The 26,162-nt window shown below is 48.6% G+C and carries 28 protein-coding genes; 15 read left to right on the plus strand and 13 right to left on the minus strand.

Going from position 1 to position 26,162, the window contains the following annotated elements; translation table 11 throughout:
* Positions 1-7 precede the first annotated feature (7 nt).
* Together ACYVHB_RS30790 and ACYVHB_RS30795 are read left to right on the plus strand one after the other, a co-directional pair.
* Positions 8-718 (plus strand): CoA transferase subunit A, encoded by a 711-nt coding sequence (locus tag ACYVHB_RS30790; protein ID WP_461055877.1) that lies wholly within the window; start codon positions 8-10, stop codon positions 716-718.
* Between the two features lie 85 nt (positions 719-803).
* Complete coding sequence (locus ACYVHB_RS30795) at positions 804-1,463, plus strand: CoA transferase subunit B (RefSeq protein WP_461055878.1); 660 nt, start codon at positions 804-806, stop codon at positions 1,461-1,463.
* A 118-nt stretch (positions 1,464-1,581) separates the two neighbouring features.
* On the opposite strand, the gene ACYVHB_RS30800 is transcribed toward ACYVHB_RS30795, so the two are convergent.
* The 12 genes from ACYVHB_RS30800 to ACYVHB_RS30855 form a co-directional block, all read right to left on the minus strand.
* The gene (locus ACYVHB_RS30800) at positions 1,582-1,800 is read right to left on the minus strand and encodes a hypothetical protein (RefSeq protein WP_461055879.1); all 219 of its coding nucleotides are present in this window, start codon (positions 1,798-1,800) and stop codon (positions 1,582-1,584) included.
* Complete coding sequence (locus tag ACYVHB_RS30805; protein WP_461055880.1) at positions 1,793-2,587, minus strand: family 43 glycosylhydrolase; 795 nt, start codon at positions 2,585-2,587, stop codon at positions 1,793-1,795. The genes ACYVHB_RS30800 and ACYVHB_RS30805 overlap by 8 nt, the downstream gene beginning before the upstream one ends.
* A 49-nt stretch (positions 2,588-2,636) precedes the next feature.
* Positions 2,637-3,797: an aldose epimerase family protein gene (locus tag ACYVHB_RS30810; RefSeq protein WP_461055881.1), complete on the minus strand. Its 1,161-nt coding sequence runs from the start codon at positions 3,795-3,797 to the stop codon at positions 2,637-2,639.
* A 68-nt stretch (positions 3,798-3,865) separates the two neighbouring features.
* A complete protein-coding gene (locus ACYVHB_RS30815) occupies positions 3,866-4,564 on the minus strand; it encodes an L-ribulose-5-phosphate 4-epimerase (RefSeq protein ID WP_461055882.1) in 699 nt (232 codons plus the stop codon).
* A 52-nt stretch (positions 4,565-4,616) separates the two neighbouring features.
* Positions 4,617-6,161: an alpha-N-arabinofuranosidase gene (locus ACYVHB_RS30820; RefSeq protein WP_461055883.1), complete on the minus strand. Its 1,545-nt coding sequence runs from the start codon at positions 6,159-6,161 to the stop codon at positions 4,617-4,619.
* Positions 6,162-6,174: 13 nt separating this feature from the next.
* Positions 6,175-7,695: an L-arabinose isomerase gene (araA, locus tag ACYVHB_RS30825; protein WP_461055884.1), complete on the minus strand. Its 1,521-nt coding sequence runs from the start codon at positions 7,693-7,695 to the stop codon at positions 6,175-6,177.
* Between the two features lie 60 nt (positions 7,696-7,755).
* Positions 7,756-9,423, minus strand: coding sequence for a ribulokinase (locus ACYVHB_RS30830; protein WP_461055885.1), 1,668 nt, complete (start codon positions 9,421-9,423; stop codon positions 7,756-7,758).
* A gap of 142 nt (positions 9,424-9,565) precedes the next feature.
* Positions 9,566-10,279, minus strand: coding sequence for an NUDIX hydrolase (locus ACYVHB_RS30835; protein ID WP_461055886.1), 714 nt, complete (start codon positions 10,277-10,279; stop codon positions 9,566-9,568).
* 207 nt (positions 10,280-10,486) lie between these two features.
* The gene (locus ACYVHB_RS30840) at positions 10,487-11,503 is read right to left on the minus strand and encodes a zinc-binding alcohol dehydrogenase family protein (RefSeq protein WP_461055887.1); all 1,017 of its coding nucleotides are present in this window, start codon (positions 11,501-11,503) and stop codon (positions 10,487-10,489) included.
* Positions 11,504-11,523: 20 nt separating this feature from the next.
* Entirely contained in the window at positions 11,524-12,312 is a 789-nt protein-coding gene (locus ACYVHB_RS30845) for an L-fucose dehydrogenase (protein ID WP_461055888.1), read from the minus strand.
* 100 nt (positions 12,313-12,412) lie between these two features.
* A complete protein-coding gene (locus tag ACYVHB_RS30850; RefSeq protein WP_461055889.1) occupies positions 12,413-12,973 on the minus strand; it encodes an LOG family protein in 561 nt (186 codons plus the stop codon).
* A 95-nt stretch (positions 12,974-13,068) separates the two neighbouring features.
* On the minus strand, positions 13,069-14,442 hold the full coding sequence (locus ACYVHB_RS30855; protein WP_461055890.1) for a UDP-N-acetylmuramate--L-alanine ligase: 1,374 nt from the start codon (positions 14,440-14,442) through the stop codon (positions 13,069-13,071).
* Positions 14,443-14,684: 242 nt separating this feature from the next.
* On the opposite strand from ACYVHB_RS30855, the gene ACYVHB_RS30860 reads away from it, so the two are divergent.
* Positions 14,685-16,169, plus strand: a complete 1,485-nt coding sequence (locus ACYVHB_RS30860) for a type III PLP-dependent enzyme domain-containing protein (RefSeq protein ID WP_461055891.1) — start codon at positions 14,685-14,687, stop codon at positions 16,167-16,169.
* A 1,117-nt stretch (positions 16,170-17,286) separates the two neighbouring features.
* On the opposite strand, the gene ACYVHB_RS30865 is transcribed toward ACYVHB_RS30860, so the two are convergent.
* Positions 17,287-17,454: a hypothetical protein gene (locus ACYVHB_RS30865; protein WP_461055892.1), complete on the minus strand. Its 168-nt coding sequence runs from the start codon at positions 17,452-17,454 to the stop codon at positions 17,287-17,289.
* 178 nt (positions 17,455-17,632) lie between these two features.
* Between ACYVHB_RS30865 and ACYVHB_RS30870 the strand changes: the two genes are divergently transcribed.
* From ACYVHB_RS30870 to ACYVHB_RS30925, 12 genes are all read left to right on the plus strand, one after another.
* Entirely contained in the window at positions 17,633-17,833 is a 201-nt protein-coding gene (locus tag ACYVHB_RS30870; RefSeq protein ID WP_461055893.1) for a hypothetical protein, read from the plus strand.
* Positions 17,834-18,304: 471 nt separating this feature from the next.
* Positions 18,305-18,475 (plus strand): hypothetical protein, encoded by a 171-nt coding sequence (locus ACYVHB_RS30875; protein ID WP_461055894.1) that lies wholly within the window; start codon positions 18,305-18,307, stop codon positions 18,473-18,475.
* Positions 18,472-20,460: an adenylate/guanylate cyclase domain-containing protein gene (locus ACYVHB_RS30880; RefSeq protein ID WP_461055895.1), complete on the plus strand. Its 1,989-nt coding sequence runs from the start codon at positions 18,472-18,474 to the stop codon at positions 20,458-20,460. Before ACYVHB_RS30875 ends, ACYVHB_RS30880 begins: the two co-directional genes overlap by 4 nt.
* Positions 20,461-20,488: 28 nt before the next feature.
* Positions 20,489-20,743, plus strand: coding sequence for a hypothetical protein (locus ACYVHB_RS30885; protein WP_461055896.1), 255 nt, complete (start codon positions 20,489-20,491; stop codon positions 20,741-20,743).
* Positions 20,744-21,454: 711 nt separating this feature from the next.
* Positions 21,455-21,673 carry a hypothetical protein gene (locus tag ACYVHB_RS30890; RefSeq protein ID WP_461055897.1) on the plus strand — a complete coding sequence of 73 codons (219 nt, stop codon included), beginning with the start codon at positions 21,455-21,457 and terminating at the stop codon, positions 21,671-21,673.
* A gap of 125 nt (positions 21,674-21,798) precedes the next feature.
* On the plus strand, positions 21,799-22,128 hold the full coding sequence (locus tag ACYVHB_RS30895) for an NHLP leader peptide family RiPP precursor (protein ID WP_461055898.1): 330 nt from the start codon (positions 21,799-21,801) through the stop codon (positions 22,126-22,128).
* 260 nt (positions 22,129-22,388) lie between these two features.
* The gene (locus ACYVHB_RS30900; protein ID WP_461055899.1) at positions 22,389-22,784 is read left to right on the plus strand and encodes an NHLP leader peptide family RiPP precursor; all 396 of its coding nucleotides are present in this window, start codon (positions 22,389-22,391) and stop codon (positions 22,782-22,784) included.
* Between the two features lie 62 nt (positions 22,785-22,846).
* On the plus strand, positions 22,847-23,173 hold the full coding sequence (locus ACYVHB_RS30905) for an NHLP leader peptide family RiPP precursor (RefSeq protein WP_461055900.1): 327 nt from the start codon (positions 22,847-22,849) through the stop codon (positions 23,171-23,173).
* Positions 23,174-23,244: 71 nt separating this feature from the next.
* The gene (locus tag ACYVHB_RS30910; RefSeq protein ID WP_461055901.1) at positions 23,245-23,616 is read left to right on the plus strand and encodes a class IIb bacteriocin, lactobin A/cerein 7B family; all 372 of its coding nucleotides are present in this window, start codon (positions 23,245-23,247) and stop codon (positions 23,614-23,616) included.
* 149 nt (positions 23,617-23,765) lie between these two features.
* Complete coding sequence (locus tag ACYVHB_RS30915; protein ID WP_461055902.1) at positions 23,766-24,152, plus strand: class IIb bacteriocin, lactobin A/cerein 7B family; 387 nt, start codon at positions 23,766-23,768, stop codon at positions 24,150-24,152.
* A 470-nt stretch (positions 24,153-24,622) separates the two neighbouring features.
* A complete protein-coding gene (locus tag ACYVHB_RS30920) occupies positions 24,623-25,810 on the plus strand; it encodes a glycosyltransferase (RefSeq protein WP_461055903.1) in 1,188 nt (395 codons plus the stop codon).
* 147 nt (positions 25,811-25,957) lie between these two features.
* Positions 25,958-26,162 (plus strand): helix-turn-helix domain-containing protein (locus ACYVHB_RS30925; RefSeq protein ID WP_461055904.1); only part of this gene is annotated, 205 nt, incomplete at its 3' end.

Genomic DNA, 26,162 nt, shown 5'->3' on the forward strand with positions numbered 1-26,162 from the left:
TAAATCAATGATTAACAAAGTGATTTCCGGGGCCGATGCCGCCGTGGCCGACATTCCCGATGGGGCGGTGTTGATGCTGGGCGGCTTTGGTTTGTGCGGTATTCCCGAAAACTGTATTGCTGCTTTGCTCAAAACGGGCGTCAAAAACCTGACATGTATTTCCAACAATGCCGGGGTCGATGACTTTGGCATTGGCCTGCTGTTGAAGACCCGGCAGGTCAAAAAAATGATTTCGTCGTACGTGGGCGAAAACGCCGAGTTTGAGCGGCAGTTACTTTCCGGCGAGCTGGACGTGGAGCTGATTCCGCAGGGCACGCTGGCCGAGCGCATTCGGGCGGGTGGGGCGGGCATTCCGGCGTTTTTCACCCCGGCGGGCGTGGGCACCGAAGTCGCCGAAGGCAAAGAAGTGCGGGAATATAACGGTAAACTCTACCTGCTCGAAGAGGGACTACGGGCCGACTTTGCTCTGGTCAAAGCCTGGAAAGGCGATACGGCGGGCAACCTGATCTTTAAGGGAACGGCCCGTAATTTCAACCCAATGATGGCTACGGCGGGTAAAATCACCATCGCCGAAGTGGAAGAACTCGTGCCGGCCGGTACGCTCGACCCCAATCAGATTCATACGCCCGGCATCGTGGTTAACCGAATTTTCCAGGGCAGTAACTACGAAAAACGCATTGAGCAACGAACGGTATCAGTCAGTAAGTCGGTAAGTTGACCAGTCAGTAAGTGGCTGCGCGGGGACCACACTGGTGGCCATAATCAACTTACCAACTCCCGGACTTGTCAACTTACCAACTATCATGCTTGACAAACATCAGATTGCCCGCCGGATTGCGCGGGAGCTTAAAGACGGCTTTTACGTCAACCTCGGCATCGGCATTCCCACGCTGGTAGCCAACTACATTCCCGACGGCATCAACGTGGTACTGCAATCGGAAAACGGGCTGCTGGGCATTGGTCCCTTCCCAACCGAGAACGAGGTGGATGCTGACCTGATTAATGCGGGCAAACAAACCGTAACCATGCTGGCCGGGTCGTCGCTGTTCAGTTCGGCGGATAGCTTTGCCATGATTCGCGGGGGCCACGTCGACCTGACGATTTTGGGCGCGATGGAAGTGTCGGAGAACGGCGACATCGCCAACTGGAAAATTCCCGGCAAGATGGTCAAGGGTATGGGCGGGGCCATGGACCTGGTGGCGTCGGCGGAGAATATTATTGTGGCCATGCAGCACGTCAACAAAGCCGGTCAGTCCAAACTCCTCAGAACATGCACCCTCCCACTGACGGGCTTACGTTGCGTCAAGAAAATCGTGACCGAACTGGCTGTACTCGACGTGCTACCCGAAGGGGGCTTCCGGCTGCTCGAAACCGCACCCGGTGTGTCTGTAGATGAAGTCAGAAATGCGACGGAGGGGAAACTAATCGTTGATGGTGAAGTGCTGGAGATGCGTTTCTGCTAAGCTAATGATGCGCACATCAAACCCATCACCTTGGCTTCTCAATCAGTCATAGCAATACCAGTAGATATAAGGGGTGTACTGTCCCTAAATCCGGCAGAATTGGACGCAAACTAATCACTCACTTAACAGTGGGCCAACCGGCTGCATTCCAGACAAGTTGCCTGATAAGCAGTTTAGATTTGCCTTTGCCAGCCGCATCGTAGCCGTGGTAGATGAGATAATCCGCCCCGTCGAAGGTGTAGACTGAGTTGTGGCCAACGCCGTACCAGTCTTCATCGCCCGCCAGCACGAGCGTTCCGCCACCCTGCGTCATTGGCTTGCCTGCCTGGTCAAGCAAGATAGGGTCCCGTAATCGTAGCCGAACGGCCCACCATCATTTTGTACGTACTATTAGGCCCACGACAACAATAGTCGAACGACGCAAAGAGGTAATAATAACCGCCGTGGCGAAACAAAAACGGCGCTTCAATGGCTGCGTTACCGGCCTCGCGGTCGCCGGTTGTGTCGGTGCGTGGACGGCTGGCCAGGGTGTACCACTCCGCCGGGCTGGCTGGAGCTGTCAGATCGTCGCATAGCCGAACCAGTTTCATACCACCCCAAAACGAACCGAACGTCAGCCGGGCCTTGCCCGTCGAGTCCACCAGCAGGTTCGGGTCGATGGCGTTCCAGTTGTCGCGACCCGGCACCGACTGAATCACTAATCCCTGATCGATCCAGCGGTAGTTCGAGTCAGTGGAGCGTAAGGTCGTATTGGTCGCCAGCCCGATGGCCGATGAATTTTTGCCAAACACCGACGACGAATAATAAAGATAGTACCGGCCGTTGTGGCAGGAAATGTCGGGTGCCCAGAAATCGTTGGGCTGCGTGGCCGGGTTGGCGGCTATAGTCCAGGCCGGTGCCGAGTCGAAAACTGGTTTCTCGGCCGTCCAATGCACCCGGTCCAGGGACGACCATACCCGAATGCCCCGGCCGGTGGCAAAGACATAATACGTGCTGTCCTGCCTAATCATAACCGGGTCATGCACCGAAATTGGTGGTACCGTCTGTCCCCAGCTAACTCGCCCGACAAGCATAACTGTCAGAGCAACAAGCCACCGATAACCCTGCGTCGGCACGTTGACCATAACCGGTTCTATTTCGTCAGTCAGTTCGTTTCACGCTCCTTGCGTATGACTATTCGTTCTTTACCGAAAACTGATACACGGTAGTGGTTTTATACGTCTGTCCAGGTCGGAGGACTGTTGTTGGGAACGGGGGCTGGTTAGGCGAATCGGGGTAGTGCTCGGTTTCAAGACACAGCGCGTACCGCTTTTTATAAGGCACACCTTCCCGGCCCGTTAGTGTACCATCGAGAAAGTTACCCGTGTAAAACTGCACGGCAGGCTCGGTCGTGCTGACTTCCATCACCCGACCGCTGGTGGGTTCAAATACCGTTGCAATGGATTTTAAGCTACGGCTACTATCGCTCAATACCCAACAATGGTCATAACCCAGCCCGTACTTGATCTGCACGTCGCTCGAATCGTTGATGCGCGTGCCGACAGCAGTTGGTTTAGTGAAATCGAAGGGTGTTCCGGACACGGGTTTCAGTTTGCCGGTTGGAATCAAGGTTTTGTCGACCGGCACAAAGCGGTCGGCGTTGATTGTCAGGATGTGGTCGAGAATGTCGCGTTTGGCCCCGCCTGTCAGGTTAAAGTACGTGTGATTCGTCAGGTTCACCACCGTGGGCTTATCCGTAGTTGCCTGATAGTCAATTTTTAGCGCATTGTCTTTTTGTAGTGTATAGGTTACTGTTACTGATAGATTGCCGGGATAGCCTTCATCGCCATCTTTCGAGACATACGTCAGTTTGAGCGCGGGTTCATCACCGTCGACGGGGGTAGCGGTCCAGAGCATTTTGTCGAAACCCACCGTGCCGCCGTGCAGGTGGTTGCCCATGTTGTTGGTCGCCAGCGAGTACGTCTTGCCGTCCAGCGTAAATTTTCCCTTCGCAATCCGGTTACCATACCGACCCACCAACGCCCCAAAAAATGGAGTGCCTTTCACATATGCCGCCAGCGAATCCATGCCCAGCGTAACGTCCTCAAATTTACCCGCCTTATCGGCGGCTGTCAGCGAAACAATGATACCGCCGTAGTTGGTAATGCCGACGGTCATACCAGCCGCATTGCGCAATGTATAGAGGTCGGCTTCGCGCCCATCGGGCAGTTGACCATAAGCCGACTTTTCGATACCCGGCTTTTGCTGGTTGTCGGCTTTTTCGGAAGAGCAGGAAGTCATGATTAGAAAACCTATTAATAAGGCGATGGTTAGGAATAAAGGTGAAATTCGCATGGGGTTGAGAAAAGGTTTAGGCGGAATGATTCGGTGATTGTTCTTTAACCTAATGGAGGGAATACCTATTAGCAGCCCTGCCCATAGTACGCGTTTGTGCCGTGCTTGCGCTCGTAGTGCTTCAGCCGGAGGGTGTCTTTGATGCGGGGTGTATCGGGGTTAATTTGTAACGTCAGGTATGCCATGCGGGCCACTTCTTCCAGAACGGCCGAATTATAGACGGCCTTTTCGGCGCTTTCGCCCCACGTAAATGGACCGTGATTCTGTAATAACACCATCTCGACTTCGGTGTGCGACAGCCCTTTCTGGCTGAAAATGTCGAAAATCTGGTTGCCTGTTTCGTGTTCGTAGTCGCCTTGAATCATTTCGTCGGTCAGTGCCGGGGCGCAGGGGATATCCCGGTGCGTGTGGTCGGCGTGGGTCGTTCCCAGAATTGGAATGTCAATTCCCGCCTGCGCCCAAGCTACCGCATAGGTGCTGTGGGTGTGGACAATGCCGCCAATGTCGTCCCAGGTTTTGTAAAGCAGGGCGTGGGTTTTGGTATCCGACGAGGGACGCAGGGTACCTTCTACCAGTTTTGCCTCGTAATCACAGATCACGATGTCGCTGGCTCGTAGTTTCTCGTAAGGAACCCCACTCGGCTTGATTGCGAACACGCCCCGGCTGCGGTCCACCGCGCTGACATTTCCGAAAGTAAACAGCACCAATCCCAGCTTGGGAAGCTGCATGTTGGCCTCATAGCACTCGTCCTGTAAGGTCTTGTACATGGCAGTTTTTGAGTTTGTGGCTCGCAGATTCACTACGAACCACAAACCGATTTCAGTTTAATTCCAGCACCACCACCGATACGGGCGGCAGCGTTACCGTGAGATCATTGCTGTTCAATTTAGCACCGTTGAAGGGTACCGGCTTAATTTTGACTGGACTCTCAAACGTGTTATGGTCCTGCACCTTCGCAGAAGTTAACACGCGACCCGTCACGCCTTTCGCCTGGAGACCTTTCAAATTGACCGAAATTGCCTGTGCCTTATTTGGATCAATATTTACTAAGGAGACGTGCACTTTCCCTGCTTTGTCGCGCGAAGCGGATACCGACACCGCCGATAATTTGTCGTTTTCCACCTTATAATCGTCCGATTTGACATCAATGGGCAGCATCGTTGCATCCTGATGTACATTGTACATTTCCAAGACGTGGTAGGTTGGCGTCAGCAGCAGTTTATCGCCCTTTGTCAGAATGACCGCCTGCAACACGTTAATGGCCTGTGCCAGATTAGCCATGCGGACCCGATCGGCGTGTTTATGGAAAATGTTGAGTGTCGCCCCGGCCAGCATCGCGTCGCGCATGGTGTTTTGCTGGTAGAGGAAACCCGGATTACTGCCCGGCTCCACGTTGTACCACGCCCCCCACTCGTCGACCACCAGGGCGACTTTTTTCTGCGGATCGTATTTGTCCATAATAGCCGAGTGCTTCTCGATTAGCTCATCCATCCGCAACGCCTGCTTCATTGTCCGGAAGTACTCGCTCTCGGTGAAGTCGGTGGCGGAACCCTTTTTACCTTCATCCCAGCTAAACACTGAATAGTGGTGCATGGCAACTCCTTCGAGCATGTTGACCGGGATATTTTTCATGAGCGTCTCGGTCCAGTTGAAATCGTCGGAACTGGCTCCCGACGCAATCCGAAAAATCTTTTCTTTTCCGACCTGCGGATTCATAAATGTGCTGTACTGCCGGTAGATGTTAGAGTAATAGTCCGGTTTCATGTTGCCGCCACAGCCCCAGGCTTCGTTGCCCACGCCCCAGAACCGCACGTTCCAAGGTTTCTGGCGGCCGTTCTGCTGACGCAGATTCGACATGGGACTGTTCTTCTCGAAGTTCACATACTGCACCCATTCGGTCAGGTCCTGCACTGTGCCGCTACCAACATTTCCGGCCAGATACGGCTCAGTGTCCAGCAGCTCGCACATATTCAGAAAGTCGTGCGTACCGAAACTGTTGTTTTCTGTCACCCCACCCCACCACGTATTGACAATCGTCGGGCGTTTGGCCTTTGGCCCGATACCATCTTTCCAGTGGTACGTATCTGCGAAGCACCCACCTGGCCACCGTAGATTGGGAATTTTCATCTTTTTGAGGGCGTCAATTACGTCCAGACGAACGCCATTTTTATTCGGAATCTTCGTGTTGCTTTCGCCCACATAGAAACCATCATAAATGCACCGGCCGAGGTGCTCGGCGAAGTGACCATAGATGTGACGGTTGATGACGGTCTTGCCTTCATCGGCGTTGATCGTTACCCGGTTCTGGGCAAACGCGGTAAAGCCTAAACTGACGGCGAGGATGGTTATGAGTTGTTTTTTCATAGTAGGATACTGCTTATCGATAGGCTGCTTCGCTCCAGCGCAGTTCGTTCTTCAATTGGCGCAGATTCGTGTTCTTATCAATCACGACGAGTTCGACGCCAAAAATGTCGGCAAAGTCATCAAGGTGCTCCGTCGTCAGATTTTGACTGAAAACGGTGTGATGCGCTCCGCCCGCCAATATCCAGGCTGCACAACCCGTTGCCATGTCAGGCATGGGTTTCCACAGGGCGCGGGCAACGGGTAGCTTCGGTAAGGATTCGGTCACGCCAACGACCTCTACTTCGTTCACAATCAGCCGGAACCGGTTGCCCATGTCGATCAGCGACACATTGATAGCCGCACCCGCCGGGCGGTGCGATGGGTCGACGTTAAACACCAACCGGACGGGGTCGGCCTTGCCGCCAATGCCCAGCGGATGAATCTCGCAGGAAGGCTTCCCGGCCGCAATGCTGGGGCAGATTTCGAGCATATGAGAGCCGAGCACCAACGAATTTGCGGAACGGTCCGACGGGTCGGCGAAATGGTACGTGTAATCTTCCATGAACGAGTTGCCACCCGGCAGTCCAGCCGCCATCACCTTCAGAACGCGCACCATTGCCGCCGTTTTCCAGTCGCCTTCGCCCGCGAAACCGTAGCCGTCGGCCATCAGCCGCTGCGAGGCAATACCGGGCAACTGCGCCATGCCGTGCAAATCCTCAAACGTATCGCTGAACGCGCCGAAACCACCATCTTGCAAAAACGTCCGCATCCCAATCTCAATCCGGGCCGCGTCGCGCAGGGAACTATGCTGCGCCCCGCCCCGGTGCAGCGACTCCATGAGCGTGTAGCTGTCAGCGTATTCAGCCACTAACCGGTTAACGTCGGCGTCGGCTACCTGCTCGATTACCGCCACCAGATCGCCGATGCCATGGGTGTTCACCGACATACCAAACGTCATTTCAGCGGCTACTTTGTCGCCTTCGGTCACGGCCACCTGCCGCATATTATCGCCGAAGCGAACGACCTTCAGCGTTTTCAATTCGTGCGCACCCACGGCTACCCGCGCCCAGGCCGCTATTTCCTCAACAACGGCATCTTCCTGCCAAAAGCCGACCACAATTTTGCGGTTCAGCCGCATCCGGGTCATCATAAACCCAAACTCCCGGTCGCCATGCGCCGACTGGTTTAGGTTCATGAAATCCATGTCGATGTCGCCCCACGGAATGTCGCGGTTAAACTGCGTGTGAAGATGCAACAAGGGCTTTCTCAGGATGGTCAGCCCCCGAATCCACATCTTGGCGGGCGAAAACGTGTGCATCCACGTTATGATACCCACGCAGTTCGGCGCTACGTTAGCGGCCTGACAAATGGCATAAATTTCGTCCGGCGTTTTAACGACGGGTTTGAATACCACCCGAACGGGTACCGGAGCCGCGTTGTCCAAAAAATTCGCAATGATCTGCGAGTGGTCATCAACTTGCTGGAGGGTTTCTTCTCCGTATAAATGTTGGCTACCTGTTACAAACCAAATTTCAAACTGCCTGAGATTGAGCATTCTTTATTGAAAAAATGAGTAATACATGATTGATTAACCCACAATTTAAATTATGAGAAATTAGGTGGTTTCCACCAGCGACGGCGCGTGAACCGGTGAATGCTCGATGAACTGCCCCAGTTTCAGGTATTTCTGATAGAGCGTTTCATACACGGCAGCCTGTTCGTGTCGGGGATGATACTCGGCGTCGAAACCTGACCCCATTGCCCGCTGGGCGGCTTCCAGCGACGGGTGAACGCCAGCCGCCACGGCTGCGCACATGGCCGCACCCAGCGCACAGGCCTGATCGGATTGGGCCACCTGAATGGGTTTGTTGAGCACGTCGGACAGGGTTTGCATTACGAATGGCGACTTCTTCGCCACACCACCGATGGCAATGACTTTTTTGATGGGTACGCCTTCCTCCACAAACCGATCCACGATGCTGCGCGAACCAAAAGCCGTTGCTTCCACCAGCGCCTTGAACACGGTGGGCGCGTCGGTGCCCAGATTTAGTCCGGCGATAGCGGCCTTGAGCGTGTGGTTGGCGTCGGGGGTTCGACGCCCGTTGATCCAGTCGAGCGCAATTAGATCGTTTTCGGTGACTGGCAATTGCGCGGCCTGCTGCGACAGGTGCGGAATGAGTTGGCGCGCCATGGTATCGGCGGCTTCGTTGCCCAGCAATTCGCGCACGGGTCCCGTGAGCAAGCGGGCAAACCAGGCGTACAGGTCGCCAAAAGCCGACTGACCCGCTTCGAGTCCGAGCATGCCCGGCGCTACCGATCCATCGACCTGACCACAAATGCCCCGGATCAGCCGATGACCGATTTCCTCATTCGGAGCCATCAAAATGTCGCAGGTTGAGGTGCCAATGATGCGTACGAACGCGTAGGGCTCAATTTCGGCTCCTATCGCGCCCATATGTGCATCGAACGCGCCTACGCCCACCACAACGTTGGTTGAGAGACCCAGTTTATCGGCCCACTCCGCCGACAGGCTGCCCATCGGCTGGTCGGACGTGTATGAGTCGGTAAACAGACGGTCGCGCAGTCCGCTTAACAACGGGTCGAGCTGGGTCAGAAATTCGTCGGATGGTAAGCCGTCGAACTCGCTATGCCACAGTGCCTTGTGGCCGGCCGCACACCGTGACCGACGAAGCGTTAGTGGGTTGGTGTTGCCCGTCAGCACGGCCGACATCCAGTCGCAGTGCTCGACCCACGAGAAGGCATGTTGACGAACGACCTCATCAACCCGCAGCGTTCGTAGAATTTTGGCCCAAAACCACTCTGATGAGTAGATCCCGCCGACATACTTGGTGTAATCAGTGTCCCAATGGTGCGCCAGGTCGTTAATCTCCTCCGCTTCGGCGTTGGCCGTGTGATCTTTCCACAGGATAAACATGCCGTTTGGGTTCTCGGCGAAGTCAGGGCGCAGGGCCAGTGGCAGGCCGGTTTCGTCCACGGGGCCGGGCGTTGAGCCAGTGGTGTCAATCGAGATACCGACAACCTGCTCCCGAACGTCGGCGGGCGCGTTGGCCAACGCGCCGTTGATGGTTGCTTCAAGTCCTTCGAGATAGTCGAGCGGGTGCTGCCGAAACTGCGACTGAGCCGGGTTGCAGTACAGTCCCTGTTTCCAGCGGATATACTCATGAACGTGCGTCCCGGTCGCTTGTCCCGTTTGGGTGTCGACCAGTAAGGCCCGTACCGAATCGGTGCCGAAATCGACACCAATGACATATTGGTTTTTCATGGCGAACACAATGGTTTGTCTGAGGAATTGAGAAAACCGGTGAGATATTGTCCTACCCGTTTCTGCACTTTTTAACTTATGTAGGCTTCTATAGGCTTAGGTTAAGGTTAGTGCAGGAGTGCGATCGTTTAATGACGGAAATTTAGACCGCCGTTAATTCAGCCAGTTCCGGCAGGAAGGTATAATAGCCGTCTAAGTACTGTTGGTACTTCTCGGCGTTGAGCGTGTAAAGCTGGCCTTTCTTGGTAGCCGAATTCGTGTCTTTCTCACCCGTTCCCATCAGTAAATCCGTCGCCATAATCTTCCGGCTGAAATTGCGCCGGTCAAGCTGGGTGTTGTAAATGGCTTCGTAGAGTTTTTGCAATTGCGGAACCGTGAACCGTTCGGGTAGCAATTCGAAGCCAATCGGGTGCTGGGCGGCTTTGTAGCGCAGTCGCTGGAGAGCCACCGAAACCATCTGGTCGTGGTCGAAAATAAGCGTTGGTTTGTTTTCCAGGCTGATCCACGATGCATTGTGCGCCTGAATTGTCGATACGTCCTGATCGGCGATGTTGACCAACGAATAATAAACGACCGAAATAGTACGCTCGACGGGGTCCCGGTTAACCGTGCCGAACGTTTGCAACTGCTCTAAGTAATTGTTGCGCAAGCCGGTCAGGTTGTAAAGAATTCGCCCGGCCGCTTCATCTAAGTTTTCATCTGCGTTTAGAAATCCGCCCATCAACGACCATTTTCCGTATTCCGGCTCAAAATTCCGTTTGATTAACAGCAATTTCAGAGTCTCACCGTCGAACCCAAAAATGATACAGTCGAGCGCGACAAGAATACGGGTATTGTGTTGGTAGAATGACTTCATAAGGGCAAAAAGCCAAAAAAAGTGTATGTTTAAAACATTAAAAGTGTGAATTTGACACAATAGTAGAAATGTAGAGCCATCTCTCCAAATAATACCACTAATATCTTTTAGATAGTATTAAGACCTTAAAAGAGTAGATTAAAAATAGAATTCAAGCTGAAAAGAAGACCGGAAATAGGTCTTCTTTAAGTGTAAATTAGGCTTGATTTACGGCATCATGACCATCGCTTTAATGACGCTGTTGGCCGGATCGAGCCAACTCGAAAACTCACGGCTCACCTGGTCGAAGCCAACGCGGTGCGTGATGTACGTCGTAGGATTTATTAATCCTTCTTTCATACTGGCGATGACCAAGTCAAAATCGGCTCTTGTGGCATTTCGGCTGCTCATCAGCGTCGCTTCACGCTTGTGAAATTCAGGATGGCTGACGCTGATGTCTGCTTTTTGTAAACCAACCAAAACGTACCGACCGCCATGGGCCAGATACGCGAAAGCTGTATTGATAGCTCTCAGGCTTCCCGTGGCGTCAATGACGACGGTGGGCATGTCGCCGTTGGTAATTTCCCGAAGTTGATCGAGTACATCGGTAGCAGCCGCGTTGATGGTGTGAGGAACGCCCAACTGCTCTCGGCAAAAGGTCAGTCGGGTTTTGTTGAGGTCGAGGGCAATCACCGTCCCTCCGGCAATTCGGGCAAACTCCATGATGCCCAGCCCAATTGGTCCTGCCCCGACCACCAGCACAAACTCGCCCGCCTGAATAGCGGCCCGCCTAACCCCGTGGGCACCAATGGCCAGCGGCTCCACCAAGGCCAGTTCATCGTAGCCCAAACCCCCGCCGTGTACCAGTGAATAGGACGGCACGGACAAATAGTCTACCATCCCGCCGTCGATGTGAACCCCGGCAGTCTGCAACTGAATGCAGCAATTCGGTTTTCCCGACCGGCAGGCTATGCAATGGCCGCAGTTGAAATACGGAATAAACGTGATGGCTTCGCCCGGCGAAAAATCGGGGGCACCGTCGGCTTCTACGAACTCCGTTGCCAGTTCATGACCCAAAATTCGGGGATAGTTAAAAAATGGCTGTGTACCCTCAAACGCGTGGAGATCGGTGCCACAGATGCCAATTTGCCGCACCTTCAAAATTGCGTTTCCAGCCGTCAACTCAGGTTTCTGCATTTGCTGATACGCAAACTGGCCGGGGGTGGTACACACTAAAGTATTCATACTGGGGTAAGGTTGTCGGATTAGGAATTAGCTAATGCCCGGTCCAGATGGACGTAGCCACCATCGACGTAGAGTAGTTGTCCCGTGGTGTGGCTCGATCGTTGGGATAGTAGAAACGCCGTTGTATTGGCAATCTCCTCGGCCGTTGTCATGCGGTTCTCCAGCGGAATATGCGCCGTAATCGATGCAAGTTTTTCGGCCGGATTGGGCAGCGTTTGAATCCAGCGTTCGTATAGAGGAGTCCAGCATTCGGCCACGACAACCGCATTGACCCGAATACCATATTTCAATAATTCCACGGCCCATTCGCGGGTAAGGGCATTACGCCCACCATTGGCCGCTGCGTATGCTGACGTCCCCCCCTGGCCCGTATCGGCCGTTTTAGAGGTGATGTTGACAATGGCTCCCTTTGATGCTTTCAAGGCAGGCAAAGCGTAGTGCGCCATCAGGTAGTAATGCACAACGTTCTTGTGCAGCGACGCCATAAAGCGGTCATAATCGCCCGACTCTAAGCTAACGCCGTCGTTTTCTCCGGCATTGTTGACCAGACCATCAATTCGACCGAATTGTTGAAGCACCGCGTTGACCGCCTTCTGGGATTCGTCGGGCTGGTTTAGTTCAGCTACAACCTGAAACGCCCGCTGCCCGGTTGCTTCTACCCCGGCTACCGTAGCCTGGTTGTGCGCTTCGGTACGGCCAATAATAACGGGAATAGCTCCTTCCGCGGCCAGCACACGTACAATTCCCTCACCAATGCCTCTGGCGCCACCGGTTACAATGATCACTTTATCCTGAAGTTGTAAGTCCATAACTGTATAGGGTTCACCTCAGCCAAAGTAGACGGCAGGACGGTAGCTACTCAATCGCCATTGAGTCATTTGGACACGGCCCGCGTCAACTGTAGCCCGGCTACTCGGATCCGTCCCAGAACTGAGCGATCATTTCCAGCACGTCATCCACCGACTCAGCGACGAGCAGCAGGTCTCGGTTTTCGGCTTTCAGGAAACCGTCAGCCACCATGCGGTCGAGTTGCCGGAGAATCAGGTCGTAATAGCCATTGGTGTTAACGATGGCGATGGGTCCTTCGTAGAGTTTAAGCTGCCGCCAAGCCAGAATCTCGAACAGTTCGTCGAGGGTGCCGTAGCCACCGGGCAGGGCAATAACGCCCTTCGCCAACTGCACCATGCGGTATTTCCGCTCGTGCATAGTTTCCACGAAGTGAATTTCGGTGAGGGTGCTGTGGGCCACTTCCAGATCGGCGAGGAAATTGGGAATCACGCCCGTTACTTCGCCACCGTTTTGCAGCACGGCGTCCGCTACGTTGCCCATGAGGCCGAAGCCACCGCCCCCATAAATGAGCCGGATGTTACGGGCTGCCATTTTCTCGCCAAGTTCAATGGCCACCTGATTATAAATTGGGTTCACGCCGAGGCTCGACGCGCAGTAAACGACAATGCTTTGGGTTGCCACAGGTTTTGTTGAATTTACAGGGTAAGGTGTGTTTGAGCGTCTTGCATCCATTGAAACGCAAACACACATACACGTAAGAACTTACATGCAAGTATTTATACGTCGGCTATTAATTTCTCCGCCAAAACGTCCAGGTCCAGCCCGCCGAACGTACCAGAACTCATCAACAGGAATATGTTGGCTGCGTTGCGCTGAGAAAGCAGGTACGCCTGTAATTCAGCAGTGTTGGTGAAGACGCGCAGATTGGGCCGGTCGAAGGCGGCAATAACGTCATCGGTCATGATGGGTTCCAGCTGCTTGACGGCGAGCGTGTGGGCGTTGAAATACACAACGGCTTCGTCGGCGGCATCCAAACTATCCTTGTACTGATCCAGAAAGGCCCGATTTAAACTACTGAACGTGTGCAATTCAACGGCCGCCAGTAGTTTGTGACCAGGATACTGATGTTTTACCGCTTCGGTGGTGGCTTCGACTTTGGAGGGCGCATGGGCAAAGTCCCGGAACAGAATCCGGTCGCCCTGCTGCGTCACTTTCTCCAGCCGCCGGGCCGCACCTCTGAATGTTGGGATCGCTTCGTAAAACTGCGTGTCGGTGATGCCAATCCGGTCGAGTACGGTCATGGCTCCCGCCATGTTTTTCATGTTATGCTCCCCAAAGAGCAGTACCGGAACTCTAACTTTCTGCTTTGTGACGAGGAACGTCTGTCCGTCAACAATCTCGCTGGGATGCGCTTCGTATGGGATTTTAGTGATGTCGGCGCGTTCTTTCTGACCAATAACGTCGAGCATGTTATCTGTTTCATCAAAAATCAGGATGCCTGCTTTAGGCATTCCGTCGGCCAGCAACTCAAATTGATCAACGTATTCATCCCAGGTTGGGTAAATGTTGACGTGGTCCCAGGCGATGCCGCTGATGAGAGCAATATGGGGCTGATAATGAAGAAACTTCGGTCGGGGGTCGATGGGTGACGATGCGTACTCATCGCCCTCTATAATGATAACGGGGGCTTCCGTCGTTAGTTGCGCCATTGTCTCGAAGCCGTCGATCTGCGCTCCAACCAAATAATCGAACGTGCGGTTGTGGTATTTCATCACGTGCAGAATTATGGACGTAATGGTCGTTTTTCCATGACTGCCGGCGATTACCACGCGCTGTTTTTGCCGACTTTGTCGGTATATGTACTCAGGATACGAGTAGATGGGTAACCTCAATTCCTGCGCTTCGGCCAGCTCGGGGTTGTCTTTGCGGGCGTGCATACCAACGATGACCGCGTCCAGACTGGCGTGAATATTGGCCGGAAACCAACCCATTTCGGCAGGCAGTAGACCATGTTCTTTTAAGCGCGACCGCGACGGTTCGTAGATTTCGTCGTCGGAGCCAGTGATGGTATAGCCTTGCTGCTGGAGGGCCAGGGCGAGATTGTGCATGGCACTACCGCCGATGGAAATGAAATGGATGGCCTGTGGCATTCAGAGTTGTCGTCGTGTCGAGGGGCAAAAGTACAATGTATTTTGGCACTATTAAATTTCAGCCCTTCCCGAATCAAACACCCCTGCTTTTGTGTTGATTAATTCGCAACCAGTGGACTTCCCTGGAAAAACTCAGGTGGAGTTCTCATTTTTAAGCCTGTTTTTTCAATAATCACAAACCGCAACGGCTGGTATCGAACCGGCCAGAGCAGAACCGTCCAATTTACGCGTCGTACGTAGGAATGAAGACATACTATGACTTAATTGATCAGACGTTTGAGTTCCCTACGCGGGAGTTCAACGTTGAGAATAATGAACTGATGTTCAACAACGTCCCGTTGATGGATATTGTCAAGGAGTATGGTACGCCCCTGAAACTGACGTATTTACCGAAAATCACGGAGCACATTGAACATGCAAAGCTGCTGTTCAGGAACGCCCTGAAACGGTATAACTACAAGGGAAACTACACGTACTGCTATTGCACAAAGTCATCCCACTTCAAGTTCGTGCTTGATGAAGTGCTAAAGAATAACGTGCATCTCGAAACCTCATCGGCCTACGATATTCCCATTCTGAGGGAGTTGTACAAGTCGGGTAAAATATCGAAAAGTACGTACATTGTTTGCAATGGCTATAAACGGCCGCTGTACACCCAATACATCAGCGAACTCATCAATGAAGGGTTCACCAACTGCATTCCCGTACTCGATAACCTCAAAGAGATTGAGTCTTACGAGAGTTCGATAACCGCTGATTCGGTCAATTTCGGCATCCGAATTGCGACGGACGAAGAACCGGCGTTTGAGTTTTATACCTCGCGGCTGGGCATTCGCTACAGCGACGTGAACGAACTGTACCGGAGCAAAATCCAGCCCAATGAGCGTTTTAAGCTCAAAATGCTGCATTTCTTCATCAATACGGGCATCAAAGACAGCGCGTATTACTGGAGCGAGTTGAGCCGGTTTATGTACAAGTACTGCGAACTGGCCAAAATCTGCCCCGACCTCGACTCCATCGACATTGGGGGCGGTATGCCGATTCAAACGTCGTTCCAGTTCACGTATAATTACCAGGCCATGATCGACCAGATTGTGGAAAGCATTCAGTGGATTTGTAACAAGAACAACGTGCCGGTGCCGAATATCTTTACCGAGTTTGGTTCCTTCACGGTAGGTGAAAGTGGCGCGGTCATTTATAAAGTAATCGACCAGAAATTGCAGAACGATAAGGAGTTGTGGTACATGATCGACGGTTCGTTCATTACGCAACTGCCCGATTCGTGGGGCCTGGGTCAGAAGTATATCATGCTGTCGGTCAACAACTGGGAGAATCCGTACCAAAAAGTGAACCTTGGCGGCCTGACCTGCGACTCGCACGATTTCTATAATACCGAAGCGCACAGTGCCGATTTGTACCTGCCAATTTTCGATCAGGAAGCGGAGGATCAGTATATTGGCCTGTTCCACACCGGTGCCTATCAGGAATCGCTGGGGGGCTACGGCGGTATTCAGCACTGTCTGATTCCGGCTCCGCAGCACGTCATCGTTGACAAGGACGAGGACGGCAACCTGCGCACCCGCCTGTTTGCGCCGGAGCAAAATAGTGAGGTAATGCTCAAGATTCTGGGCTACGGTGGAGCCGAACCCGGTATGACCGAACTGGAAGCGACCGAGGCCGCCGAAGAGCGCGAAGAGGAAGCAGAACTGGTTCGGGAAGAGGTTTAACTAACCCATCGCTAAAGCGGTGGGCTGATAGTCATCGACTGATCTATTTGCTTTATCAGCCCACCGCTTTAGCGATGGGTCATTGAATGCGCAAATTTTTATGTACAGTTTTGCCAACTATATTCGTTTTACAATCTGATAATTAAGCACAGAACACGACGTAATATATTCATGAAAAAACTACTGATTTTAGGTACTCTGCTGGCGACGCTGTCGCTTGGGTCTTGTGCCCGAAAGAGTTCGTGCCCGGCATACGGGAGCGTTCAAAAGCCCGCGCCGACGCAGGTAAAGGTTTAGTAACGAGAAATTGCTCGGTGAGAAACCTGAGTCATCCTGAATTTTGAGTTAAAGCAAAATTATTATTAGCGCGTTGGCGATGGCCAATTGTAGTCAGTAAATTGGCACTGAAGCCGTTCGGGATGACTCAGGTTTCCGGTTCTTAATACCCACTGTTTAAGGAAAAGCGGCATCCCACCGGGCCACGCTCTGAGTAAGGACGGTAAAAAATCATATACTAAGGCCATAATCGCCAACAGTTTCGGCCTTTTTTCCCACAACCAGAGCCGGGGCGACTCCAAGCCCAACTCGGCTTTCCTTGCCCGCAAGACCTGCTCAATCTGTCCCGGCGGGGAACTGCATCGGTACATATAACTGTGCACCATCTCCCAGGCCTCCCTGACCATTTTGATCGCTATTGAAGTCAGCAGATACATCGTTGGCTGGAGGTTTTCTTATTGCGAATCACGCGTTGAAACAGCTCACGCTTGGGAAAGTCAGGATAATCAACGGCTAACCATCCTGCACTAACATGTTTGGTGCGCTTATGCTCTTTATTGTGAAGTAGTTCGTGGCTTTGGGCTTTACAGTTACAGGCTAACAAACGGGTCTGTTTGGTGACTTTCTGGCGATGAGTTAACAGGTGATTCTTTTTCCAGCGGATGAGAAAGTGCGACTCTCTGTGCTTACCCGAGGAGGTCCACCAACTCATCTGGCAGACCTTGAGCGAGGTGTCCAGGGCTGACACCAATACCCCCATCCATTGAAAGCCGGGCACCCAGATGCGGGCTGAAGGGGCTTGTATTAGCCCTTTCTGATCTTGGCCAGGCGTTTGCTCTTGCTACTCTCCAATAAACATAGCCACTCGAAAACCAACCGCTTCGGCGGTCCGGTCCCGGATTTTCCTGATGAGGTATAATCCCATGGTAGCAAGGGTCGTTTGTTGCTCCCACAATTGCGTTACCCGCTCCTGAGTTCGCTTGAACAAGTAATTGTCAATATTCTTCATATATAACAAACTGGACTAAGCTATTCCCTACCGGACTACAATACAACGTTTGGTTATTGAAATCAGCGAATAGGACGCCCACCTTTGATTCAACAAAATGGCTGCTCAATGGCCGGGCCGACAAGTCAGCAACAACATAAACAGCTATACATCAATGTCATCCTAAAAACACAAAAAAATGAAAACGCACAGAAACCAAGCATCTGATTATACTTTCGACGTATGGGTCAATGACCAGGCCGATTTTCCGACTTACATCGCCGACCATGACGACCTCGGCTCCTTTGACGACAACTGGATTGTGTCGGCTGGCGACTTATTTGGTAAGATGGACCTGCCGACCGATGAGCCTGTGAGCTACAATGACGAAGCGGCTTGATTCAATGAATATGCTATAACCAAATCGAATAAATTAAAATAGCAAGTTATTGATTCAGAATTAGTTAGCAATCAACTTTGCATCATCAATAACAACAATGGGCAGTCAATATAGAGATTCTTACGCGTACTAATAGTAAGGTAATCCTACGTAGTACCGTAGCTACGCCGGAAGTGATACATAGTAGTACATACAGGTGGATAGGGCAGATACAGCAACTCCCCCGTGCCTATAGCGGGGGAGTTCTTATCGCCAAGATAATGGGGGTTTACGTTTATAACCAGATCGAATAAAATATAACCGGAGGTTATTGAGAATAAAGCAAAACCATTGGATATTTGCCTGCTTCACACAGAAGCCTATGAATTGTTGAGATCTTGCGTGTTTAGAAATTTTGTCAGTCTATTTGTCAGTTATGACATAGAATATTCGGTCAATTTTGTCCTGACATTAACTAAACAGACAGAAATCATGAACTCATTGAACGATCAAAAAGGCGAGAAGACGGTCACTGCTGACCAAACAAACGCTTCAACTGTTTCTGTTCACCCCCCAGCAGAGCCAAACACGGAGGACATGGAGTTAAACGAAGAGCAGTTAGATATTATATCTGGTGGTGGAGGTCGTCTTATTAAAGAATGATGAAGTCGTGGATGTGTATACTGCCGGTTCTTTTTCTATTGAACGGAATAGAAGCGAAACTGTGTGCACAAACCACATCTGTACAAGAGACCGCTACACCTGTAAACGAAATAACGACTCATAACAAGAAAGTAGCCGATAGTCTCTTTAATTTGGGTTCACACTATCAGGATAAACAGTCATATCAGAAGTCTTTGGTGATGTTTGAGACAAGCTTGAAGCTTTATCAACTCATTGGTGATAAAAGAAAATTAGGGAATTGTTTCAATTACATGGCGATAAGCTACTATTACTTAGGTGATTTCTCCAAAGCAATAGGTGCTTATAAGAAGGGAGCGAAAGCTTTTAAGGAGATACGCTACGAAAAAGGGGTCGCTTCAACGTTTAACAACATAGGCATTGTATATAAAAGTCAGGGGAACTATATTCAAGCATTAGATTACTACAGGCAATCGGCTCTTATTTGGGAGGAAATAAAGAGCGCAGAAAACTTGGCAACGACTACCCACAATATAGGATCAATATATGCTGAGGCGAAGGATTACAGTAACGCCATGAAATATTACAGTCAAGCTCATATTGTATATAAGGAGAAAAATAACCAAGAAGGAATTGCTCAGGTTCTAGACGAGATAGGTAAAATTTACACGAAGCAAGCCAAGTATGATAAATCTTTTGAGAATCTGAACGAGTCGTTAAAAATTGCTGATAAGAGACGAGATAAGCAATTACAAATAATGGCATTATCCAGTTTAGGCGATTTATTTTATAAACAAGCAGATTACACACGGGCACTGACTTATTATAACCGTTGCTTAGCTTACTCCAGTCAAATAGGAAATGTACAAAACCAAAGCGAATCACAAATTGCTATTGGCAACATTATGCACCGGTTGGGTAATAGCAAAGATGCAGTAGAGAAATGTCGAGACGGGCTAAAGTTGGCTGAAAAACTGGGATCTGTTTCTATTAAAAAAAATGGATGCGATTGCCTATACGAATCGTATAAAGCGTTGAACAACAGCCAGCAGGCACTTCGGTACTACGAACAGGCCAACACGCTGGAAGACAGTTTGAACTTAGCGGAAACTGCCAACAAGGTGATGGGCATGGAGTTTCAGAAACAGCAGTTGGTGGATAGCATTGCCTACGTAAAGAAAGAACACGCTATCCAGCTAAAGCATAAGGAGGATGTTCTGCGACGGGAGAAGCAGAGAAATATGATTGTTATCTCTCTGTGCTTTATACTCCTGATCGCGGCTGGTTTGTGGACCCAACTAAACTACGTCAGGAAGTCAAGAACAGCAATAAAGACCGAGAAAGACCGTTCCGAAGCCCTGTTGCTGAACATACTTCCAGCAGAAATTGCTGAGGAGTTGAAAGAAAAAGGTCATGTGAATGCCAGAGACTATGAGTTGGTTTCGATTCTGTTTACCGATTTCAAGTCCTTCACGCAGACCGCCGAAAAAATGACGCCACAAAGTCTGGTGGAAGAGATTGATACGTGTTTCAAAGCCTTCGATCTGATTATGGAAACGTATCAGATTGAGAAGATAAAAACAATTGGCGATGCATACATGGCGGCAGGCGGCATTCCCAACGCCGACGAAAACGCACTGAAAAATAGCGTGTTGGCTGGTTTAGAAATGCAGGGGTTTATGCAAAGAAGGTATCACGAAAACCAACTAATGGGCCGCCCTGCTTTCGAGATGCGATTGGGCATTCACGCGGGGCCAATCGTTGCCGGGATCGTAGGCGTGAAGAAGTTTCAATATGATGTATGGGGCGATACGGTTAACACCGCCAGCCGGATGGAAAGTAGTGGCGCGGTAGGGAAAGTGAACATTAGTGAAACACTGTACCAACTGATAAAACACGAACCCTGCTTTGCTTTTGAGCACCGGGGCAGCGTCAATGCAAAAGGCAAGGGAGAAATTTCGATGTACTTTGTCGAAAAAAGCAGCGTAGCCCAGTTAGTCGCTTAATTCGCTAATGCTTTAACCAAACCGTACTATGAGTACAGACGAAGACTACACAAAGATGACACTTGACGAGTTGGTGTCAGAAGAAAAGAAATTGAACGCACAAAAGACCCTAACGGCTGCACTAATAGGCTTATTTGTCGGCGTGGCTTTTTGGTCGGCTATAGATAGAAATTTTGTCCTCACTGTTGGGATGCTGATTTTTGCTTTTCTAATAAGCAGCAGTTACAACAAGAAGCGAAAGAGTATCCAGGCAGAAATCAGCCGTCGGAATACTGTTGGTTGAGAACCCGCCATTGAGCGGAAACTTATTGAGAAAAACCCGTAAAGCAATGAAAGAGTGCAGAGTAGAAGCCCTGATTTACTATTCGAAATTGACGCTCGACTCCGAACACATCGTGAAGAAGTCAAAGGAAGAAATTCAGGCAAAGCTTGACCAATACATGTCTCAGGGCTACCGATTGACCTCGACAACATCAACGAATTTTGGGTACGCTATATACATTTATCTATTCTTTGAAAAATAACCTGTATAGGGAATCATGACCTCAACACATCAACCGGCTCGGCGCACCGATTCGTTGGGTAGGTATATCAATCAGTATTTCAACGTTCAGCTTTTCGGCGGCAGAGGAGACGATACCAAGCTGATAACTGATTTGAGCGTATTAGAAAAGTTTTCAACTCCTAAAATTTCACGTTGACTATGAGAGCCTTCCTAACTACCTGGATGATTTTACTTGCTTGTGTTGGCTATGCACAAGGGATTGATACGACAAAGACTAAACCGGCTACCCCGCTTCCTACATATCAGCAGCCAAGCCGCTCCGGGGCTACGTCGTTAATGGTGGCACCGGCATCAACCTCTTCGGTACCAGCTTTCTCTAACCCATCCCAAAGTCGGGTTCAGTCAACCTACAAATATGAGAATGGTCGCGTAATTGGAGGTTCCACCACTTGGAAGCTTGGTAAGAAAAAGGATTGATACGTCCGAACAATGAAAAACCTTCTATTTCTATGCCTGCTGATGGCCGGTTGTCAGCCAAAGAGCAAACAGCAGTCAAACGATCAACAGGCAAGCGTCACCATCAACGGCAAGGAATACACCGATTCGGTGTCGGTCGATTCTGCCGGGAACCGTGTCCGGGTCAAGTCGGGTACTGGTCGGGCTAAGGTCAAGGTGTCGGGTAGTGGTAACACGGTGGAGATTGAGTAATGTCGCCCGCTGACCCCACGCTATTTTACTGATAAAACAACAGATGTAGATTGACACTTTTGACGGTTACTTTGGCAAATTCATAGAAAGATAGGAATATAACTTTGTATCATACAAATAAGGATATGGAACAGAGAAAACAAGAAATCATAGAAGTAGTCATATCGAAAGCTTGGGAGGACGCCAACTTTAGAAAAGAATTGATAACTGATCCCGTACAAGCGATAGAAAAACTGACTGGCGTTAAGGTGGCTGTGCCTGAGGGAAAGAGTTTGGTATTTTTAGATCAGACCGACAAATCTAAGATTTACGTCAACATCCCAGCAGAACCCGAAGTAGAAAACATGGAACTGACCGAAGAGCAACTCGAAGCCGTTGCCGGAGGTGGGCAAAAAATTTGGGGTGATTTTGTTAAAGGTCTGTTCCCAAAATTTGGAGACTGTATTACCCTATAGTTCATATATAAATAAACCAAAATAAACAAAACAATGGAAATTACCCAAGAACAGAAGCCTGAGGATAACGTACAGGCTAAGCCCAGCACGGAGGATGTGGAGCTAAACGAAGAGCAACTCGAAGTCGTAGCGGGGGGGACAGGCGAGGATATGCCTCTCCCAGATGTACTTAAGCTTATCGGTTCTATCGGTACAATTAGATTTCATGTTTAAATATTTTCTTCTCTATTATCAGTTAAACAGTTCAAACAATCAATTATATGGAGTTTACACAAGAACAAAAGCTGTATGGCGAGGTCGTACAAAAAGCCTGGGAGGATGCCCAGTTCAAAAGCGAGCTGATGGCTAACCCCGTAGCAGCTATTGAGAAACTAACAGGTCAAAAGCTCAACTTGCCTCAAGGCAAGACCTTGGTGGTGCGTGATCAGACTGATGAAACGACGGTATACATCAACCTTCCTACCAAGCCTAACACGGAGGATATGGAACTGAACGAAGATCAACTTGAAGCTGTGGCTGGGGGAGTTAAAGGTGGAATTGTAAGAGGGCCTGGAGGTGATTGTACTACAGGGCCAGTTATTTTTGATCCAATTATTTTTGATCCATTGACTCCGCCCATGACTACCTCTCCGATTGATCCATCCGATTTTTATTAATCATTAACAGCTCTCTTAAATTTTCATACAATAACTCAATTTAACTACTTAAAAACAAAACAATGGAATTTACACAAGAACAAAAGCTGTACGCTGAGATCTTACAAAAAGCCTGGGAAGATGCCCAGTTCAAAAGTGAGTTGGTAACTAATCCCGCAGAGGCCATTGAGAAGCTCACCGGTAAGAAACTCAACCTACCTCAGGGTAAGACCCTGGTAGTACGCGATCAGACCGACGAGAGGACGGTGTACATCAACCTCCCAGCTAAGCCTAATACAGAGGATGTTGAGCTAAAGGAAAAAGAGCTTGAGGCTGTGGCGGGAGGAACCGGTGCTTTCCTTTTTTTACCCCTTGTTGCATCTCTTCCGGCAGTACCATCCCACTCCTAAAGGAGGGAAAGCTTGAAATATAGTTATTCAAAATAAATAAAATGCTGTAAAAAGTACAAAAATTTGTAATTATGATAACGCAAGAACAACAAATGCAAGGTGAGGAGTTAATCAAAACTTTAGCACAAAAGGCTTGGGAAAGTTCAGCTTTCAAAGAGCAATTAGTTAGTAATCCTGTTTCTACGATTGAATCAGTTACGGGGCAAGCTATGTTGCCAAACACAAAAATTGTAGTAGAGGATCAAACAGACAATTCTGTTATCTATCTAAATATTCCAAGAAAAGTTGAGTACGATGAATTAGAACTAACAGATGAACAGTTAGAAACGGTTGCAGGAGGGTCTACTCCTTGGTGTCTGTATGCTGGGTATTTTGTGGTATGTGCTGGTTTAGTTGCAGCAGGTGTTGCAGTTGGTGAAGCAGCAGGGAACGCAGTAAAATAATAATGAAAATATTTCTGGAGGGTCTACAATCTACTCCTTTGAGTCTGTATGGTGGGTATGTAGCAGCTTGTGTTGCTTTACTTGCAGCAGGTGTTATAGTTGGTAGAAAAATAGGGGATGTAGTTAAACGATAAAAAAATTAAAAAATTATGAACATTACAGAAAATCAAGATCTTTATCACGGGTTAATTTCACAATCTTGGCAAGACGAATTATTCAAAAAAAGTCTTCTGGGTAACCCTGTTCAGACAATAGAAAACTTTATTGGAAGGCCTATTAGTCTTGAAAGTGGAAAACAAAGGATTGTTGTTGAGGATCAATGTGATAGCAATATTATTTATCTCAATATTCCTGAAAGACCAAATTTTAATGAATTAGAATTAACTGATGAACAATTAGAGATGGTTGCTGGTGGTAGCACTCCACTCTGTTTATATGCGGGATGTTTTCTGGTAGGAGTTGCTATTGGGTATGCTGGTGCTAGTGGTGGTAGTAAGAGTGGTGGTAATACTACTGTTATCATTAATAACTATTAATGATAGTATTTAGATGTAAAACAAATTTGAAACATATTTAGGCTAAAATATGTTTCAAATTTGTTTTATGTTTATATTAAACCTTTTCAGATATGAATAAGAAAAACTTATGTATATTTGGTGGTTTCGCATCAATTTGTACTGCTCAAATGTTCGACGACAATCCATATGCAAAAATCGGACTGGCTTTGTTGGGTGCTATATTATTATTAATGTCTGGTAAGTATGGAAACAATAAAGTATAAATGAAACGGGCATTATTACCTATTAACTGATTTTATCCGATCAAAATAAATAGTATTTGGTTGCCTAATATAATGGTACACCTTAATAATAATTACATTCTAATACTTATTTTAAAACGATATCGCTTACTTGAATTAGTATTTGACAATTCCCCAAAAAAGTTGCCAAAGTATTAGTCACCGTTAAGTGTATAAATTAACGTAAGAAAAAATTGCAGATACATTATGAATATTTTAAATATACCATATTTTGCTGGTGGATTATCACATCTAATTCCTCTGTATACTTTACACCATAAACATTTAAGAAAATATACTGAAATTAAAAATCATTTTTTGGTCAGTAATCACATACAAAACTTTCTTAAAATACAGGGTATAAATTGTGTAACATCAGATTTTTTTAATGATGAAAATGAATATACGTTAAAGTCGAAAGATAATGTAGAAATAATAAAGTATGTAGCAGAAAAAGAGAAAGAGGCATACGAGCAAATAAAGCCCATGCTGATTATTGAGGACACTTCTTTAACCACTCCTCTCATAGCAGAAAAAAACAACATTCCCAGAATTTCAATTCAAAGAACAGGCGTTTTTAGATCCATTGATAAATGTTTTAGAAATATTAATCATGTACATTCACTACAGAAAGGCGAAAATACGAAAAGAGCTTTGTTTGTTTCAAGTACTATTAGTTTAGAAACGCAAATATTTAATCATTCTGAAACACTTTTTTTGCAACAATACATAAAACCTAAAGCAAAGATTATTCCTGGGATACCAACAATTGAGTGCTTACCTGATGATATAGAAGATAGAGAATCGTACTTTTATTCTGGACCCCTTCTTATCATGGATAAACCTTCGAAGGAGTTATCTACCAGATTAGATGAGTTTTTTGATAAAAACAAACAGAAACCAATTGTTTTTATCACTACTGGCACGATAGATAGAACACCCATAGAAAAGTTTATTGAGTTTTTTGTAGAGCGTGGCTATGCTGTTATAACTACTTGTAATTGTGATATAAAGGAACCTGACAAACAAGCGGTTTTTTATAAGAAATTGCTTCCACTAAATTACATATGTGGAATTTCGAACCTTATAATTCATCAATGTGGCTCAGGAATGTATCATTACCCAATTATGAATAGAGTTCCTTCTTTGACTATTGGTACATTATGTTACGATAGGGAAGATGTAGCACAAAGACTACAACAACTTGGTGTCTCTGGACATATTCCACACCCAGATGATAATCCCCATTATTGGGGCATTTTCCTCGAATTAGTAAAGAGATTTGAAGAAAATACACTAATAGATTTCGAGACAGTAGATAGATTACGTATTGAGATAAATGAAACATTATCAAATTTTGAAATAGAGAAAGTTATACAATATGCTTTACAATAAAAGAATCTTGAATTCGCATTTGCAGTGCATATTACTTTTTCTCCCCTTTTGTATCTTTTCTGAGTTGGCCAGTCTTAACCGGAAACAACAAAAGTCAGCCGCTTAACAGATTCCAGTAGCTTTGGGGTGACGAAGCCAACCAAGGCAATGGCAACCTACAAACGACTGACCCTGGCACAAAGGTACCTCATTGAGTCGCTCCACCAGCAACGCAAAACCCAGCAGTGCATGGCTCAGCAGATTGGTGTCAGCCAGGCTACCATCAGCCGTGAACTGGCCAAAAACCACCAGCAGCCTAAACAACCCTATAATGCTCAACAGGCTCAACAACGGGCGGGGGTGGCCAACAAAC

Source organism: Spirosoma arcticum, assembly GCF_054779955.1.